The organism is Sulfitobacter sp. TBRI5 (genome assembly GCF_051013555.1).
Classification (GTDB): Bacteria; Pseudomonadota; Alphaproteobacteria; order Rhodobacterales; family Rhodobacteraceae; genus JL08.
In genome coordinates this window covers 3,862,176-3,879,871 of record NZ_CP112884.1, presented here as the reverse complement: position 1 = coordinate 3,879,871, position 17,696 = coordinate 3,862,176, and the positions used below count along the sequence as shown (strand labels likewise).

Sequence of the window (17,696 nt, the reverse complement as noted above, 5' to 3'; positions counted from 1 at the left end):
CCAGCGTTCGTCTGGGTGTCAGTCTTTGACACCTGCAGGGTTTTCCACGTCACGCCCTAAGGATGCCAGATCGGAATACCGGTCGCCGATGCGGTGATGCGGACGCCCGCCCGTGGCCGCACCCAATGCCACGACCAGTTCATCCGCCGCAGGCGCATCGTAGATCGAAAACTGCACCGTCAGATAATGCGACCGGCGTCCGGTATCGTGTTTGTCCATCAGCGGGATGTTGATCTGTGTATTGGCCGGCCCGCGTGTGTTGGTGAACCCCAGATAGCTTTTTGCGCCAACCGCCTCGCGGTAGAAATTGCCGAAATGCAATGTGTGGATCAGGGCCGAGGCATGTTCCAGTTCGCAATTGGTGCCTGCGATGCAGGCTTTGCCATAGGCCTCGATCGCGTCGCCGGAACCCGCCAGCGCAATCAACCGGTCTGTCAGCATCTGGCCCAGAGGCGGGGCCATACGGCGGATATCAGGCGACAGGTCTTCGACATATCCCTTGCCGGCCCACGGGTTTGCGACCACGGCTGCCACACCGATCATGCGCAGGGGCGGGCTGGCTTCGCGTGCGCCTTCGCGGTGGACATCTTCGTCAAATGTGACGACTTTTCTAAGTTCTGGAAGCATGTTGCGGTCTCTTTTTCTGTCCGATTAGTGTTTTGAAGGTTGGCGCGCCGCGACCTGATGCACCATTCCGGTGCTTTCGTCGCCCTGATAAATACCGAAACTGCCGTGGCGGAATTCTTCGCGATACCGCGCCAGCATGCTGCGCTGTGCGCGGCTTTGGATGCGGTCCAGCGGGATGTCTTCCAACGCAAAATACGCCATGTCAGACGGGGGATCACCGCTGACGGTGCCATGATAATAGATGCCGTGATGCGCCGTTTCGCTGTCACGATAGACGGCGTAAAGATAATCCAGCCGCGCGTTCAGGCCGGACGCTTTCAGCCCCGCAACCAGCCCGTCCAGACTGTTGCGATCTTCTGCTGCCATGGGCACGCCATAGGTGCCGTCACCGTGGCGTTTCAACAAAACCTTCTGGTCCCGTTCCATCACCGCCCCGATGGCAATGGTGCCGCCCGCACTGGCCACATCGACCAGCGGGTCTTCAAGTCCGATGGAAAAATACGATCCGCGAAAATAGCCCAAAGGCTGGCTGTCGGTCACACCGTATTCCTCGACCCGCCCGATCAGAACCAGATGATCCCCTGCATCCACGACCGAGTGGCGCGCGCACACGAACCGGCCCAGCGATCCGTCCAGAACCGGCATGTCCGCATGCCCGCTATGCCAGTCGGCCAGTTCGAATTTGTCCGCCGCGCGGGATGCAAACAGGCCGGAAACGGCCTTTTGCGCTTCGCCCAGTACGTTGACGGCGAAATGCGGCGCGCTGGCAAACACATCGCAACTGTGCGCGGATTTGGCGATGCATACCAGTACCAGTGGCGGATCAAGCGATACGGATGTAAATGAATTGGCGGTAAACCCGCGCGGTGTGCCATCGGGCTGTCGCGTTGTCACCACTGTCACGCCGGTTGCAAAAGTTCCGAATGCATTGCGCAAGGCGCGTTTGTCTTCATCCGTCATCACGGGCGGGGCCGCAACTACCCGATCCAGAAAACCGCGCAGGGGCGCATTGATCTGATCCGGCGCTTCGGCCAGTGCCATGTGGCGCAATCCCTTCAGGATGTGCAGTTCTGATCCGGCAATTTCAGCGGCGATAGCCTGCGACATCTCTGGCCCGTTGCCATAATCCTCGTCGCCTGTAATCACCAGCGCCGGACAGGACAGCGGCGGGACCGGGCTGACAATCTCGTCAATCCCGTCTGCCAGAACCTTGTAATTCTTATAGTAAATCTCGATCGGATTGGCAGTCACGCAACTGCGCACAAGATCCATCATTTCGGTGTTGTCTGCACGGAACCCGTCTGTGAACCACCGTTCCAAGGCCGCATCGACCGTTGCTGCCGGTCCATCCCGTTTGGCCTGTTCCACGCGTTGCAGAATGGCGCCTTGTGCCTTGGTGCTGCGCCTGTGCGGGGAATGCAGGATCGCCAGCGCGCTGATCCGCTGCGGCGCGTCCTGCGCCACCCGCCGCGCGATCATTCCGCCCAGCGAAAATCCGACAATGGCGGCAGCGGGTGTATCCAGATGGTCCAGCAGGCCGGTCAACTGCCGCGAAAACATAGACAAAGACGGTGTTTCGGGCGGCGGCGCGCTTTGGCCATGGCCGAAAAGATCATAAGTCACAACGCGGTAGCGATCCGACAGGGCTGGCAGCGTCCATTGCCAGCACGCCCGGTTCAGGCCCAGCCCGTGCACCAGAACCACGACAGGCGCGTCCGGCGGGCCGGCCACATCAAAAACGGTGCCGTCTTCTGTCATATTCATTCGGCGGTGCCCGTCAGCGGACGATAGGCAACCACTTCCACCTCGACACGGGCATCAACCAGAAGATCGCTGACAACAGCCGACCGGGTCGGGGGCTCGACCGGAAAATACTCGCCATAAACCGCGTTGAAACCGGGAAAATCGGCGCGGCTGCGCAGCCACACCATCGATTTCACGACATCCTCCAGCACGCATCCCGCTTGCGCCAGTGTCGCCTTGATATCTTCCAGCACCGCGCGGGTCTGATCCTCGATTGTGCCGGTGGTCATTGGCACACCATCCTGCATCGGAATCTGCCCTGTCAGGAAAACAAAATCACCGGCACGAATGGCGCGCGATAATGTCAGAACGCGCCCGTCGATTTCCAGCGGTCCGCCTATGATCTGTTTGCTTTTGGACATACCCGCGCCTCCCTTGGTGCAGGGTAGACGTGAATTTGGGGCGGCGTATGCTTTTTTTTCGCCATATGGTGTCGAATTTACGCACGTTTGCCGCGCTGAACCGACAAGAATGGGAATCACGCGGATGAAGGGAGCAGGCGACATGACAGATATCCGGACCTACAAAATGCTGATCGACGGGGCATGGGTCGATGCCGCCGACGGCGCGGTATTTGACAGCATAAACCCGACAACCGGTCAGGTCTGGAGCAAAATCCCCGAAGCCACCGCCGAGGATGTCGACCGTGCCGTGCGCGCAGCCCATGATGCGTTTCTGACGGGGCCGTGGGCGAAAATGACCCCGACAGAACGGGGAAAATGCCTGCGTAAACTGGCGGAACTGCTGGCCGATCAATCCGAAGAACTGGGGCGCACGGAATCTGTGGATACCGGAAAAATGCTGAAGGAAACCCGCTGGCAGGCCAAATATATTGCTGAATTCTTTCAGTTTTACGCGGGATGCGCCGACAAGATCAGCGGCGAAACCCTGCCCATTGATAAACCTGATATGTTTGTCTTTACTAAGCGCGAACCACTGGGTGTGGTTGCCGCAGTGGTGCCGTGGAATTCGCAACTGTTTCTGGTGGCGGTCAAGATCGGGCCGGCGCTGGCGGCGGGCAATACCGTGGTGTTGAAAGCGTCAGAACATGCATCGGCCGCAATGCTGGAATTTGGCCGGCTTATCGAACAGGCCGGCTTTCCACCCGGCGTGGTCAACATCGTCACCGGGCATGGTGATCCGTGTGGCCGTGTGCTGACCGGCCATCCGCTGGTGGCGCGCATTTCCTTTACCGGCGGGCCGAATGCGGCGCGCCATGTGCTGGAAAACTCTAAAAACAATTTTGCCGAAGTGTCGCTGGAACTGGGCGGCAAATCGCCGTTTATCGTGTTTGACGACGCCAATATAGAAAGTGCCGTGAACGCATCAATTGCCGGTATTTTCGGGGCCACGGGGCAAAGCTGTGTAGCCGGGTCACGCCTTTATCTGCACGATGACATCGCCGATGAATTCCTCGACCGGATGACCGGGCTGGCCCGCCAGATCAGAATGGGTGACCCGCTGGAAGAAGAAACCCAGATGGGCCCGCTATGCACCACCGGACAGCTTGAGCACATCAAGGCCGAAGTGGCCCATGCCCAAAGCCAAGGCGGCACGGTACTGACCGGCGGCAAGCAGCCCGATGACATGCAGGGTTTGTTCTTTGAACCCACGATCATCGATTGCCCGCGGCAGGATTTGCGCATTGTCGACACGGAATTGTTTGGCCCTGTCCTGTGCGTGCAGCGGTTCAAGACCGAAGACGAGGTGATCGCGCTGGCCAACGATACCGAACACGGGCTTGCGGCAGGGATATTCACCCGCGACAGCGCCCGGTCCTTGCGGATGGCGAACGCGGTGCGCGCAGGCATCGTATGGGTCAACACCTATCGCGTTGTTTCCCCGATTGCCGAATTTGGCGGCATCAAAGGGTCTGGCTACGGGCGCGAAAGCGGCTTTCAGGCCATGTATGACTATACCCGCCCCAAAACCATCTGGATGAACACCTCGGACGAGCCGATGGCAAACCCGTTCGTTATGCGCTGAGCAGGAGACAAACACATGAAATTCCAACTTGCGATCAATATGGAACGTCTGGACGACAGCGCCGACATGACTGATGTGGCGCGCCATACCCTTGAAATGGTGCAAATGGCCGATCAGGGCGGGTTCAATATTGTCTGGGCGGCAGAACATCACGCGCTGGAAATGACTATCGCGCCCAACCCGTTTTCGATCCTGACGTGGTGGGCGGGTGAAACCAATAATATCCGCCTTGGCACGGCGGTCGCCACGGCTGCCTACTGGCACCCGATCAAACTTGCGGGCGAGGCGGCGTTTCTTGATCTGATCAGTGGCGGGCGGCTGGAATTCGGTATCGGATCAGGCGCCTACCAGCGCGAATTTGACAGGATGCACCCCGGTTTGCTGCAAACGGACGGGTATAAATACATGCAGGAAATGCTGCCCGCCGTTCTGGCGCTGTGGCAGGGCGATTACGCCCATGACGGCGAATTCTGGCAATTCCCGACATCAACATCCGTGCCAAAACCGCTGCAACAGCCGCACCCGCGCATCTGGGTCGCGGCGCGTTCACCGATAACCTATGATTATGCGGTGGCCAATGATGCAAATATCATGTGCTGGCCCTTTACCCGCCCCCACGCCGAGGCGGAACTGTACAAACGCCAGCTGGACGAGGCGATCGCCAAACAGGGCGGCACGGCCAACCCGATTTTCGCACTGATGCGCCACAGTGCGCTTTATGAAAACGCGGCAGGCCGGGACGAGGCGATTTCCGCAATCACCCGTGTTCTTGGCCAGTTCGAAAATCTTTATCGCAATCTGGGCGACGTCAAAAACGGCTTTCCCAAGGAAATTCCGCTGAACGAACTGGAAGGGCGCGAACAATATGATCCGGCGATGCTGGAACAGAACCTGATGTTCGGATCGCCCGAGGATGTGATCAAGAAAATCAAGATCTACGAAGATCTGGGCGTCGATGAATACATCTACTATGCCAGCTTGGGCCTTGGGCGCGAGGCGCAGAAACGCTCGCTCAAGCTGTTTATTGACGAAGTCATGCCCGCGTTTCAGTAAAAGGACATTCCCCCATGACAAACGGTGTCACCACCACCCGCAACGGCCACGTGCTTGAGGTTGTTCTGGATCGCCCCAAGGTCAACGCCATTGATGTGCCAACGTCGCAAGCGCTGGCGGCGGCCTTTGCCGAACTGCGCGATGATCCCGAATTGCGCGTTGCGATCCTGACCGGCGCGGGCGACCGGATATTTTCTGCGGGCTGGGATCTCAAGGCGCTGAACGAAGGCGATATGCAGTTGGACAACTGGTGGGAAACCGATGATTACGGCGAAGGCGGCTTTACCGGCCTGACCGAAAACTGGACGCTGAACAAACCGGTCATCGCGGCGATCAATGGCCACGCCATCGGCGGCGGGTTTGAAATGGCGATGGGCTGCGATCTGCTGATCGCGGCTGAGCACGTTGAATTCGGCCTGCCGGAAATGCCATTGGGGATCGTGCCGGATGCCGGTGCCCTTCAACGCCTGCCGCGCCGTATCCCGCACAACATCGCAATGGAAATGTTTCTTCTGGGGCGCCGCATGCCCGCGCAAGAGGCGGCACATTATGGTCTGGTCAACAAGGTCGTTCCCAAGGACAAGTTGATGGAAGCCGCGCGGGAATGGGCAGCGTCCATTGCGTGGTCGGCCCCGCTGGCCATGCAATCGGTGAAAGAGGTCCAGCGCGAGATTGAATGTGTGCCGCTGAAACAGGCGTTTCACAAGATGCGCACCGATCCGATGCCGACCTACCGGAAGATGCTGAAATCATCCGACGCCGCCGAAGGTGTGGCGGCGTTTGTCGAAAAACGCGAACCCAAGTTCAAAGGCGAATAGCGATGTATCCCGATCCGCAATCCATCACCCGCATCGCCAGCATCGGCGGCGGGCCCATCGGCGGTGGCTGGGCCGCCCATTTTCTGGCCCGCGGCTATGACGTGACCAGCTATCTGCACGACCCTGCCGAGATTGGGGCGTTCCGTGCGATCCTGGACACGGCCTGGCGCAGCCTGACTGATCTGGGCCTTGCCAAAGGCGCGTCGCTGGATCGGTTGACGATTGTCCACAACTTGAAGGACGCGGTGCAAGGCGCACAGTTCATTCAGGAAAGCGCGCCGGAAAATCTGGCGATGAAACAGGCGCTTTACAAAACGTTGGGCGAAATTGTTCCCGCCGATGTGGTGATCGGATCCTCTACATCCGGGTTGATGATGACAGATATTCAGGCCGAATGCGCCACCCCCGAACGCTGTGTGATCGGCCACCCGTTCAACCCGCCCTATCTTTTGCCACTTGTCGAAATCGTTGGCGGCAAAAAAACATCGCCCGATGCCGTGGCATGGGCGGGCCGGTTTTACGAAATAGCGGGCAAGGCCCCGCTGATGATGAAAAAGGAAATCCCCGGTTTTGTCGCGACCCGCCTGCAAGAAGCGCTATGGCGCGAGGCGTTGCACATGGTCGCCAATGGCGAGGCAACGCCGGAAGATATCGACATCGCCCTGATGAACGGCCCCGCGCCGCGCATGGTGGCTCAGGGCCAGTGCATGGCATTTCACGTGGCCTGCGGGGCAGGGGGCATGGCCACCAATCTGGATCAGTTCGGTCCGGCCCTGAAATTGCCGTGGACGCGGCTGACCGCCCCCGAGCTTACGCCGGAATTGCGCAACCGGATGGTGGATGGCTGCAATGCCATTGCCGGCGATCGCCCCTTTGAGGACATGGCCGCGCAGCGGGATCGCGAAATCGTCGCCGTTCTGAATGCGCTGCGCGACGTGCGCGCGGATCAGACACCCTAGGATTTGCGCGCCTTGATCGGGCGCGTGTTCAGAAACTCGGACAGGGTGCCGGGCCACGTGGGCGCGGCTTCGTTCTGGGGCCATGCCTCGCGGTATTCCGACGGGCGGCGGCCAAAGAACTTGCCGAACGAATAGGCGAAATGCGACAGGGTGTTGAACCCTGATGCGGTCGCAATCTCGCGCACGCTCAGCTTGGTTGAAATCAGCAGAACCCGCGCGTTCTGTAGCCGCATCAACAGGCTGAACTGGATCACGGTGCAGCCGATGTATTTCTTGAACTGGCGTTCCAGCTGGCGTTGCGAAATCCCCAGACTGCGGGCAATTTCGGGCACGCCCAACGGTTCTTCTATGTTGCGTTCGATCAGACGGATGGCCTGCCGGACCACCGGTGCCATGGTTTCGGTGCCCTGACCCATCGTGCGCCGTTGCGGAGTTGTTTCCGTGCGGATCGGATGGTGCAGCATCTGATCCGCAATTTCGCCCGCAAAGCTGCTGCCGTGGGATTTTTCGATCAGCCGCAACATCAGATCAACGCCGGCCAGCCCACCGGCGCAGGTCATCACCTTGTCGCCGATCGTGAACAGCTGTTCGCTGCACTGGACCGTGTCAAAGCTTTCCTGAAATCCCGACATCCATGACCAGTGGGTCGTGGCGGATTTTCCGGCAAGCAATCCGGCGCGCGCCACGATGTAGCAGCCCAGTTCGACAGAGCAGACCCGCTCGCCCTGCCGCGCGCGTTTGCGCAGCCATGAAATCAGCGACTTGTTCGCGTAATGCTCTGTGCCCCAACTGCCCAGAACAAAGATCAGATCGGCCGGGCCCAGGCTGTCGGTATCCGCGTTCACTTCGGTTTTCATGCCGTTGCTGGCGGTGATGGATGCCCCGTCGAACGATACGATTTCCCACGAAAACGCCCGGATAGAAGACAGATAATTCGCAATGCGCATGGTTTCGATGGTGGTAATCAGGGTCGCGATGTTAAAGCGTGGAACGACCACGAAAATGGCATGTGACTGCCCGCGCGCGCCGCCGCTTGTGCCGTCGAGATTGATGTTCATGTCGCGGTCCGCTCTTTCAAATCCAGTAAGGTTTTTCGTCACTATGACGCAAAATAAGTCGAAAAATCGACATTTATTTTGCCTGTCTGGCCGCCAAACTGATAAAAAACGGGAGGTGCGGCCAATGAATTACGAAGTGATTGTAACCTGTGCCGTCACGGGCGCGGGGGATACGACAGGGCGCAGCGCGCATGTCCCTGTGACCCCCAAACAGGTCGCAGATGCCGCGATAGAAGCGGCCAAGGCCGGCGCGGCGGTGGCCCATATCCACGTGCGCGACCCCGAAACCGGCAAGGGATCGCGCGATCCCAAACTGTTCAAGGAAGTCGTGGATCGTGTGCGCGACAGTGGCACTGACGTGATCATCAATCTGACGGCCGGCATGGGCGGCGACTGGGTGCCTGATGCAACCAACCCTGCCATGCCGGGGCCGGGTACGGACATGATCAGTGCCGAAGACCGGCTGATCCATGTGCATGAATGCATGCCCGATATCTGTTCACTGGATTGCGGTACGCTGAATTTCGGGGATGGCGACAACATCTATATCTCGACCCCGCCAACGTTGCGTCGGATGGCCGAACTGACGCTGGAATGGGGGGTAAAGCCGGAACTGGAAGTGTTCGAGCTGGGGCATATCCGTTTTGCCCGCCAGATGATTGCCGAAGGCCTGATCGCCGATCCGCCGATGTTCCAGATTTGTCTGGGTATCCCGTGGGGGGCCGATCAAAGCGTCGATACGATGAAGGTGATGAAAGACCACCTGCCAGATGATGCAAGCTGGGCCGGTTTTGGGATTTCGCGCATGCAGATGCCGATGGCTGCCGCCGCGGTGGCGATGGGGGGTAATGTGCGTGTCGGGCTGGAGGATAATCTGTTTCTGGATCGGGGTGTGCTGGCCACAAACGGGCAGCTGGTGACACGGATCGTTGAAATCATCGAAAGGATGGGCGCGCGGGCCATCACCCCGCAAGAAGCGCGCAACAAGCTGAATTTGCGGGGGGCAAACGCGTAACATGGCAGCCACCACCGTCGATCAGGGCAGTTTGCAGGTTCGGGATTTATCCAAATACTTCGGTGCGTTCTGTGCCGTTGATAAAGTAAATCTCGAGATTCAGAAGGGTGAGTTCCTGACCCTGCTGGGCCCGTCCGGTTCGGGCAAGACAACGCTTTTGATGATGATCGCGGGGTTTCTGGATATCACCTCGGGCGATATCGCGCTGGATGGCAATTCGATAGCGGATGTGCCCGCCGAAAAACGCAATTTCGGCATGGTGTTTCAGGGCTATGCCCTGTTCCCGCACATGAGCGTGCGCGACAATATCGGCTATGCGCTGTCGGTACGAAAACGCCCCGCTGACGAAATAGCCCGCCGCGTCGACGAAATGCTGGAACTGGTACAATTGCAGGATTTTGCCGATCGCAAGCCCGGCCAGTTGTCAGGCGGGCAGCAACAGCGCGTTGCCCTGGCCCGCGCGTTGTGTTTCGCGCCACCCGTTCTGCTGCTGGATGAACCGCTGGGCGCGCTCGACAAAAAACTGCGCGTCGAGGTGCAGGAACAGCTGAAAGACATCCACAACCGCGTCGGCACTACATTCATATACGTCACCCACGATCAGGAAGAGGCGCTGTCGATGTCGGATCGTGTCGTGATCATGCGCGACGGTGCAATTGAACAGGTCGGCACGCCTGTCGAACTTTACGAAAACCCGAAAACCGAATTTGCCGCCAGCTTTCTGGGCAAAAGCAACTTCTTGCACCGAAGCGACGGTATCTATGCGCTGCGCCCCGAAAAGATCGATATCCACCCCGCCGGACAAAGCCAGACAGATGTGCGCCTGTCCGGAACGATCAGGTCCATCACCTATTTCGGATCCATGCAGCGCATCATCGTGGCCACGACGGACGGGGCCGAGCTTGAGGTTGATATAGATGTCTGGCGCAACGAGGCGCCGCTGGAAACCGGCCAGTCGGTCGATCTGACTTGGCGCAAGGGGGCGGCTGTCAAACTGGAAGACGGATAAAAGCACGTAATCAGAACGCCAGCCAATGGCGTCATTTTTGCCAACGTCCGGCACCAAGCCGGGCACAACAACAAGGAGAGATATAATGCAAGACAAGCAGTTCATGCGTGAAACGCTGCAAGACGGGGCCAAGGCCTTCAAAGCCGGAAAAATGGACCGGCGCGCGTTTCTGACCCTGTGCGCGATGACAGGATTTGCGTCGGCCACGGTTCTGGCGGGCAAGGCCGAAGCGGCGGCGGACGAAATTGTAATGTGGAACTGGGGCGGCCAATCCGAAGAATGCCACGGCAACGCCATCGGGAAACCGTTCGAGGCCGCAACCGGTATGCCGTTGCGCTTTGACACGTCCGGTCCGCTTCAAGGCAAGATCCGCGAAATGGTCGACAGCGGCAATGTCACCGCCGATGTGTGCGATGCGGACCTGTTTGATTCCATCGCGTTGGGGCCATCGGGCCATCTCGAACCGATCGATTACAGCGTCGTCAGCAAGGAAAAGACACTGCCGCAATACGCGTTGGAATATGGCGTTTCGATCATCCTTTACGGCTATGCGTTCGTCTATGATACCGAAGCCTACGGCGACACGCCCCCCAACAGCTGGGCGGATTTCTTTGACACTGCCAAATTTCCCGGCAAACGCTCGCTTTACAAGTGGGCCAACGGTTCGCTTGAGGCGGCATTGATGGCCGACGGTGTGGCCAAGGATGCGCTTTATCCGCTGGATATGGATCGTGCGCTGGCCAAGATCAAATCGATCAAGGATGACAGCCTGTACTGGGGCTCAGGCTCCGAAGCGCACTCGATGTGTGTGAATGGCGAGGTCAGCATGGGCATGATCTGGCAGAACCGCGGCAAGAACATCGAAGCGGACACAGACGGGCGCTATAAACTGGTGATGAACGAGGCGCTGGCGATGCCGGGCGCTTATATCGTGCCCAAGGGCAACCCGGCCGGGCGCGAAGCGATCATGAAATTCATCGCCGTCGCGCAAGAGCCAGAGGCGCAGTTGCAGCTTCTGGATTGTCTGGGCATGACGCCGTCCAACCCTGCCGCGTTCGCACAAATTCCGGACGGGCAGCAGGCTTATGCCATCACGTCGGCGCAAAACATCGACGGTGTCGCGTTTAACGATCCGGTCTGGTGGGGCGAAAATTCGGGCGAGGCGGTCAACGCCTTCCTTGACGCCATCAGCTGAACCCTGCGCGATCCGGCGGATTATGACCCGCCGGATCGCGTGACCCAAACCCATGTGATCGGGCCGAACCAAGATGAACGCGCTGCAAAAACACATAAGTCCGGGATGGCTGCTGGTCGCGCCGTTCCTGTTGCTTGTTGTGGCACTTTATCTTGGCCCGATCGCGAATATCCTGTGGCTTAGCGTGACAGACCCCGAACCGGGTCTGGGCAATTATGCCAAGCTGTACGAAAGCGATGCCTTGCCGCGCATCATCTGGACCACCTTGCGGATTTGCATTGTCACAACGGTATTTTCCGTCCTTCTGGGGTATTCCATTGCCTACGCCATGGTGCACTGCCACCAGAAGCAAAAGAATTACATGCTGACCCTGCTGTTGGTGTCCTTCTGGATTTCGATCCTTGTGCGCACCTTTTCCTGGCTGATGCTGCTGGGGCGCAACGGGCTGGTCAACAACACGCTGGAAGGCATCGGCATCATTTCCGAACCGATCGCCTTCATGCGCAACGAGCTGGGCGTGCTGATCGGGATGGTGCATTACATGGTGCCCTATGCGGTGCTGCCGTTGCTGGTGAACATGCAATCGCTGGATACGCGGGTCATGGATGCCTCGCGCAATCTGGGGGCGACGGGTGCGCAAACCTTCTGGCGGGTCTATCTGCCGCTGACCACACCGGGTCTTGTCGCCTCTACGCTGCTGGTCTTTATCCTGAGCCTTGGGTTTTACGTGACACCTGCGGTTCTGGGCGGCGGCAAGGTGCTGATGATCGCCGAATACATCTCGGTCCAGCTTCTGGTGACGCTGCAATGGGGCACGGCAGCGATGCTGGCAGCGCTGATGCTGTTCGGCGTGCTGTCGATGCTCTACATCATGTCCAAATTCATGAAGCTCAGCACCGTGTTCGGGGGCAGCGCGTCATGAAAACGGGAATTTTGTCACGGTTCAACAGGGTTGGCGCATGGGTTTTGCTGCTGTTTCTGGTCACGCCCGCCTTGATCGCGATCCCGGTGTCACTGACACCAAAACGGTTCCTGTCAATGCCGGGCGGCGAACTGTCGCTGCGCCATTTTGAAAAACTGTTCACCAGCCCCGAATGGATGTCGAGCTTTTTTCAAAGTGCGGTGATCGGGTTGGCGACGTCTTTTCTGGCCACGGTTCTGGGCACGCTGTGCGCCATCGGATTGTGGCGCGTGTCATCGAAATACAGCGAGGTCGTGCGCGCCTTTCTGTTGCTGCCGCTGATCATTCCGCAAATCATTTCCGCCATGGCGTTTTACCGGCTGTGGATACCGATGGGCCTGCTGGACAGCTACGCCGGCCTGATCATCGCCCATACCATTCTGGCCGCGCCGATGGTGCTGATCACGGTCAGCGCGTCGCTTGCGAACTTCGATCCGAAACTGGAACAGGCGTCCAAAAATCTGGGCGCGTCGAATTGGACAACCATGCGCCGCGTGATCCTGCCCTCAGTGCGCCCCGGCGTGTATGCAGGCGCCTTGTTCGCCTTTATCCTCAGTTGGGATGAAATCGTGGTGACGTTGTTCATTTCCAAATTCAACGTCTACACGCTGCCACGCCGGATGTGGAACGGCATCCGCGAAAACACCGACCCGACAGTGGCCGCGGCCGCCGTCGTCCTGATTGCCATAACGCTGATTGCCTTTACCGCATCGGCCATCATGTCGCGGCGCAAAGCCGCGCAATCCAACCCCTGAAGAGGAGCGAGACATGAACAGCATCACCTCGCACGAAAACGAACTTTTGCTCAACACGGTGCGCAGTTTTCTGGAAACCGAGATATATCCGCACGAAGACATGGTCGATCGCGCGGGCGAAGTGCCCGAAGACCTGGGCCGCCAGATCGAAACCCGCGCCAAAGAGGTCGGGCTTTATGCATCCAACCTGCCGGAGCCAGTCGGTGGGGGCGGGTTGAACTATTCCGCGATGGCACTGGTCGAACGCGAATACGGCAAGACGACACATGCCCTGCACAGCTGGATCGGCCGCCCGACCGAACTGCTTTTAGCGTGTCAGGGGGATCAGATCGCGCGCTATCTGGATCCGTGTGTAACGGGCGAGAAACGCGAATTGTTTGCACTGACAGAACCCGAGGCCGGATCGGATGTGATGGGCATGAAAACCAATGCGCGCCGCGATGGTGACGATTGGATACTGAACGGATCAAAGCATTTTATTTCCGGCCCGTGCATGCCCGATTTCGCCATCGTGTTCGCCGCAACGGGTGTCGATGAAACAAAACGCGGCCCGCGCAAACGGGTTACGGCATTTCTGGTCGATGTCGGCACGCCGGGGTTTGATTGCCGCGAAGGCAACAAATGCGTCAGCTATCGTGGCTACAAGACCTTCCAGCTCAGCTTTGACAATGTGCGCCTTGGACCGGGGCAGGTTCTGGGCGAAGAAGGCCGCGGGCTGGAGTTGTCAGGCAAATGGCTGGGTATGGGCCGCATCTGGGTCGGGGCGACCTGTTGTGGCAAGGCCGAACGCCTGATGGAAATGGCCACCGACTGGGCGGCCAACCGCAAACAGTTCGGCAAACCCATCGGCACGTTTCAGGCCACTGGTTTTCGCCTTGCCGATATGGCCATCGGATTGCGCACCGCGGATCTTTTGGTGGCGGACGCGGTGCGCCGTGCGGATGCCGGAATGATGGAAGATGCCGATGCGGCCATGGTCAAGGTTTACTGTTCGGAAATGCTGAACAAGGTTGCCGATGACACGGTGCAGATTTACGGTGGCATGGGCCTGATGGAAGAATTGCCGATCCAGCGTTTGTGGCGGGATTCGCGGCTGGAACGGATCTGGGACGGCACCAGTGAAATCCAGCGCCATATCATCACCCGTTCGATACTAAGGCCGCTTGGTGCATGACGCCCGCGCAGCGCCGGAACTTTGACAGGTTACTGAACCCGCGCCACATTGCCTTTGTCGGCGGGCGTGATGCGATCACGGCCATCAACGAGGCACGCCGCCGTGGATTTGCAGGCCAGATGTGGGCCGTGAACCCGACGCGGCCCGATCTGGCCGGTGTGCCCTGTTTTGCCAGCCTTGATGATCTGCCCGATGCACCGGATGCCGTCTATCTGGCCATCCCCGCTCAGGCGGCGGTTCTGGCGGTGGCGCAACTGGCCGCGATGGGGGCAGGGGGTGTCGTATGCTATACCGCCGGTTTCAAGGAGGCGGGGCACTCCGGGGCCAAGGCCGAAGCTGCGCTGAAACGTGCAAATGGCGACATGGCCCTGATCGGCCCGAACTGTTACGGCGTAATCAATTATCTGGGCAATGCGGCGCTATGGTCTTTCGAACATGGCGGCGCGTCGCCGGGATACGGCGCGGCCATCATCACCCAGTCGGGTATGTTTTCCTCTGACATCACGATGAGCCAGCGATCGTTGCCGATGGCCTATATGATTTCTGCGGGCAACCAGACCGTTCTGGGCCAAGAGGATTTTCTGGATGTCCTGTGCGAAGATCCCCGCGTACGCGCCATTGGTCTGCACATCGAAGGCTTGCGCGATGTGGCCCGTTTTGAACGCGCCGCACTCAAGGCATTGGAACACAACACACCGGTCGTGGCGCTGAAAACCGGCAGTTCCGCAATTGGCGGAGCGCTGACGGTCAGCCACACCGGATCGCTGTCGGGCGCCAACGATCTTTATCAGGCGATGTTTGAACGCACCGGCTTGATTTCCGTCACGAACCCTGCGCAAATGCTGGAAACACTGAAGTATCTTTGTGTCGTCGGCGCGCCGAAGGGACGCAACATTGCAGGCTTTACCTGTTCGGGTGGCGGCGCCACGATGCTGGCGGATCACGGCGAAACGATCGGCCTGACCTATCCCGACTTTAACGGCGATAGCGCGCAGCGTCTGGGGGCGCTGTTGCCTGATATAGCCACCGTGTCCAACCCGCTGGATTACACAACACCGATCTGGGGCCAGCCCGAACATACCTATCCGGTGTTTGCGGCCGCGATGCAGGGGCTGGTGGCCGATGCGGCCGTTCTGGTGCAGGATTATCCCGCTGCCGGTCTGGATGCGTCCAAGATCTACTACCAGAATGATGCCGCAGCCTTTGCGCGTGCGGCAGCGGAAAGCGGTGTGCCCGCCGCGATCTGCGCGACCCTGCCGGAAAATCTGGATCAGGACACGCGCGATGCCCTGATCGCACAGGGCGTTGCCCCGATGCAGGGCCTGCACGAAACGCTGAATGCAATGTTGGATGCGGCGGGCTGGGCGCAGGCACGTGCGCGCATCCTGACACACCCGCCTCAGCCATTGGCGCCGCCACAGTTAACGGGCCTGGTGAAAATGGTGAACGAGGCAGAAGGCAAGGCATGGCTGCAAAAGGCGCGCGTGCCGGTGCCGCGCGGAAAATGTGTGCCGGCATCGGGGCTTTTGGCCGCCGCTGCTGAACTCGGCTATCCGGTTGCGCTAAAGATGATGGGTCCGAAACTTGCCCACAAAACCGAGGCGGGCGCGGTTGCGCTGGGGCTGTCATCGTCTGACGAATTGTCCGCTGCCATCTGCCGGATGAAGCAGGACGTGGCCGCATTTGATGCGGATGCCGTGAACGACAGTTTTCTGGTGGAACAGATGTCACCGCCGCCGCTGGCCGAATTGATCGTGTCCCTGCGCCGCGATGCGCAGTTCGGCTGGGCGCTGACACTGGGCAGCGGCGGTATACTGGTCGAACTGGTGGGCGATGCCGGAACGCTGTTGTTGCCAAGTTCGCCCGCCGACATTCAGACCGCGCTGGCCAGGTTGAAAGTGGGCCATTTGCTGGGTGGGTTTCGTGGCCGGCCAAGGGCCGAACTGGCGGCAATCGCTGACGCCCTGCACCAGCTTTGCAGCTATGTTCTGGCTGGTGATGATCCCATAGCCGAAGTCGAAATCAATCCGATGTTTGTCTATCCCGACAGCATCATGGCCGTTGATGTTCTGCTACACCTCGAGGACCGGACATGAACCGTTTGCGAACACACCCCAACCCGGATCTGAGTGTTGGGGCAGACAACAAGCAAAGATGGAACCAACCCGCGCATCGTCGCCACGGTTTTCACAATGCCCACAGCCTATTTCGCCGCGCGTTGATGGTACGCGCGCGCAATGTGCTGGCACTTGATCCGGTGCCGCCGCGGGGTATCAGCACGCCGGCGCTGGACAATTTGATGGACCATGTGGCGTTTTCCGCCTTTGTATGCGCACGGGACAACAAAATTCTGCTGGACCACTCCGCGCCCGATTTCGATACACGCCACCCCCATTCCATCCAGTCCGTCACCAAGATGCACATTCATCTGATCGTGGGGCGGTTGTTGGAAAAGGGGCTGCTGGATCTTTACAAACCGGTGCGACACTATTTGCCCGATATCGGATCAGGCTATGCAATGGCGCGGGTTCAGGATCTTCTGGATATGAACGTCGCGAATGATTTTTCCGAAGATTACGACGATCCGCAATCCGATTGTTATGCCGAAGAGGCGGCGCTTGGCTGGCGTCTGCCCGAATCCGGCACGCCTGAGATCACGCTGCGCGATTTCACCCATGCCATAACGGGATCCGATCTGAAAAACCGCACGGGCCATGCGGATTACAAATCGGCCAATACCGATGTCCTGACCCTGATCTGCGCCGCCGTGTCACCAGTGCCTCTTGCCGCGCAGATCGAAGCCATCGCAGATGCCGCCGGGTACGAGGATACGTTTCACATCAGCCTGTCGCGGGACGGTTTTCCGGCATTTTCCGGCGGCGGTTGTGTCTCTGCGCGCGATCTGGCGCGCTTTGGGCTATTGTTTGCCCGCGGCGGGCGCGACATCCGCGGCCGCACCTTTGCCAATGACGCGTTCCTGCGCACGTCGCTGCAACGCGCGGCACCGGCGCTGAACCCGCCGCGCGACTGGTTGCGCTATTCCAATCATCTGATGACAGACGGGCGGTTTCTGGGCCACGCAGGATATGGCGGCCAGTTTCTGATGGTTGATACGGTGTCGCGCACGGCCTGCGCGTATCTAAGCGTTCTGGAAAACGATGCCGGCTATGACGAGGATTACATGCTATCTGTCATTCTGGCCCTGCGCGAAGTGTGCGAGGCTGTAGGGCAACAATAGCGATGGGTTTAACCCTTGATGATCACGGCAGAAAACCGGGCTTTG

The 17,696-nt window shown here is 59.2% G+C and carries 16 protein-coding genes; 12 read left to right on the top strand and 4 right to left on the bottom strand.

Going from position 1 to position 17,696, the window contains the following annotated elements:
* Window positions 1–18: 18 nt before the first annotated feature.
* From OLX72_RS19345 to OLX72_RS19335, 3 genes are read right to left on the bottom strand one after another with little or no spacing between them, the layout of a single operon-like run.
* Complete coding sequence (locus tag OLX72_RS19345; RefSeq protein ID WP_114869612.1) at window positions 19–627, bottom strand: amino acid synthesis family protein; 609 nt, start codon at window positions 625–627, stop codon at window positions 19–21.
* Between the two features lie 24 nt (window positions 628–651).
* On the bottom strand, window positions 652–2,391 hold the full coding sequence (locus tag OLX72_RS19340) for an alpha/beta fold hydrolase (protein ID WP_433989355.1): 1,740 nt from the start codon (window positions 2,389–2,391) through the stop codon (window positions 652–654).
* Window positions 2,388–2,792 carry a RidA family protein gene (locus OLX72_RS19335; protein WP_114869614.1) on the bottom strand — a complete coding sequence of 135 codons (405 nt, stop codon included), beginning with the start codon at window positions 2,790–2,792 and terminating at the stop codon, window positions 2,388–2,390. Before OLX72_RS19335 ends, OLX72_RS19340 begins: the two co-directional genes overlap by 4 nt.
* Before the next feature lie 142 nt (window positions 2,793–2,934).
* Between OLX72_RS19335 and OLX72_RS19330 the strand changes: the two genes are divergently transcribed.
* From OLX72_RS19330 to OLX72_RS19315, 4 genes are read left to right on the top strand one after another with little or no spacing between them, the layout of a single operon-like run.
* On the top strand, window positions 2,935–4,416 hold the full coding sequence (locus OLX72_RS19330; RefSeq protein ID WP_114872171.1) for an aldehyde dehydrogenase: 1,482 nt from the start codon (window positions 2,935–2,937) through the stop codon (window positions 4,414–4,416).
* A 15-nt stretch (window positions 4,417–4,431) separates the two neighbouring features.
* Entirely contained in the window at window positions 4,432–5,469 is a 1,038-nt protein-coding gene (locus tag OLX72_RS19325) for an LLM class flavin-dependent oxidoreductase (protein ID WP_114869615.1), read from the top strand.
* A gap of 14 nt (window positions 5,470–5,483) precedes the next feature.
* Complete coding sequence (locus tag OLX72_RS19320; protein WP_114869616.1) at window positions 5,484–6,287, top strand: carnitinyl-CoA dehydratase; 804 nt, start codon at window positions 5,484–5,486, stop codon at window positions 6,285–6,287.
* 2 nt (window positions 6,288–6,289) lie between these two features.
* On the top strand, window positions 6,290–7,246 hold the full coding sequence (locus OLX72_RS19315) for a 3-hydroxyacyl-CoA dehydrogenase NAD-binding domain-containing protein (RefSeq protein ID WP_433989354.1): 957 nt from the start codon (window positions 6,290–6,292) through the stop codon (window positions 7,244–7,246).
* Here OLX72_RS19315 and OLX72_RS19310 read toward each other — a convergent pair.
* Window positions 7,243–8,304 (bottom strand): GlxA family transcriptional regulator, encoded by a 1,062-nt coding sequence (locus tag OLX72_RS19310; RefSeq protein WP_114872172.1) that lies wholly within the window; start codon window positions 8,302–8,304, stop codon window positions 7,243–7,245. The two genes, OLX72_RS19315 and OLX72_RS19310, sit on opposite strands and share 4 nt — an antisense overlap.
* Window positions 8,305–8,428: 124 nt before the next feature.
* On the opposite strand from OLX72_RS19310, the gene OLX72_RS19305 reads away from it, so the two are divergent.
* The 8 genes from OLX72_RS19305 to OLX72_RS19270 all read left to right on the top strand — a co-directional run bounded on the left by OLX72_RS19305 (window position 8,429) and on the right by OLX72_RS19270 (window position 17,651).
* A complete protein-coding gene (locus tag OLX72_RS19305; protein ID WP_433989353.1) occupies window positions 8,429–9,319 on the top strand; it encodes a 3-keto-5-aminohexanoate cleavage protein in 891 nt (296 codons plus the stop codon).
* A gap of 1 nt (window position 9,320) precedes the next feature.
* Complete coding sequence (locus OLX72_RS19300) at window positions 9,321–10,328, top strand: ABC transporter ATP-binding protein (RefSeq protein ID WP_114869618.1); 1,008 nt, start codon at window positions 9,321–9,323, stop codon at window positions 10,326–10,328.
* An 85-nt stretch (window positions 10,329–10,413) separates the two neighbouring features.
* The gene (locus OLX72_RS19295; protein ID WP_114869619.1) at window positions 10,414–11,523 is read left to right on the top strand and encodes an extracellular solute-binding protein; all 1,110 of its coding nucleotides are present in this window, start codon (window positions 10,414–10,416) and stop codon (window positions 11,521–11,523) included.
* Window positions 11,524–11,596: 73 nt separating this feature from the next.
* A complete protein-coding gene (locus tag OLX72_RS19290) occupies window positions 11,597–12,445 on the top strand; it encodes an ABC transporter permease (RefSeq protein ID WP_114869620.1) in 849 nt (282 codons plus the stop codon).
* Complete coding sequence (locus OLX72_RS19285) at window positions 12,442–13,239, top strand: ABC transporter permease (RefSeq protein ID WP_114869621.1); 798 nt, start codon at window positions 12,442–12,444, stop codon at window positions 13,237–13,239. The genes OLX72_RS19290 and OLX72_RS19285 overlap by 4 nt, the downstream gene beginning before the upstream one ends.
* A 13-nt stretch (window positions 13,240–13,252) precedes the next feature.
* Window positions 13,253–14,413: an acyl-CoA dehydrogenase family protein gene (locus tag OLX72_RS19280; RefSeq protein ID WP_433989352.1), complete on the top strand. Its 1,161-nt coding sequence runs from the start codon at window positions 13,253–13,255 to the stop codon at window positions 14,411–14,413.
* Window positions 14,410–16,509, top strand: coding sequence for an acetate--CoA ligase family protein (locus OLX72_RS19275; protein WP_433989351.1), 2,100 nt, complete (start codon window positions 14,410–14,412; stop codon window positions 16,507–16,509). The genes OLX72_RS19280 and OLX72_RS19275 overlap by 4 nt, the downstream gene beginning before the upstream one ends.
* Window positions 16,506–17,651 (top strand): serine hydrolase domain-containing protein, encoded by a 1,146-nt coding sequence (locus tag OLX72_RS19270; protein ID WP_433989350.1) that lies wholly within the window; start codon window positions 16,506–16,508, stop codon window positions 17,649–17,651. The genes OLX72_RS19275 and OLX72_RS19270 overlap by 4 nt, the downstream gene beginning before the upstream one ends.
* Window positions 17,652–17,696: the final 45 nt, after the last annotated feature.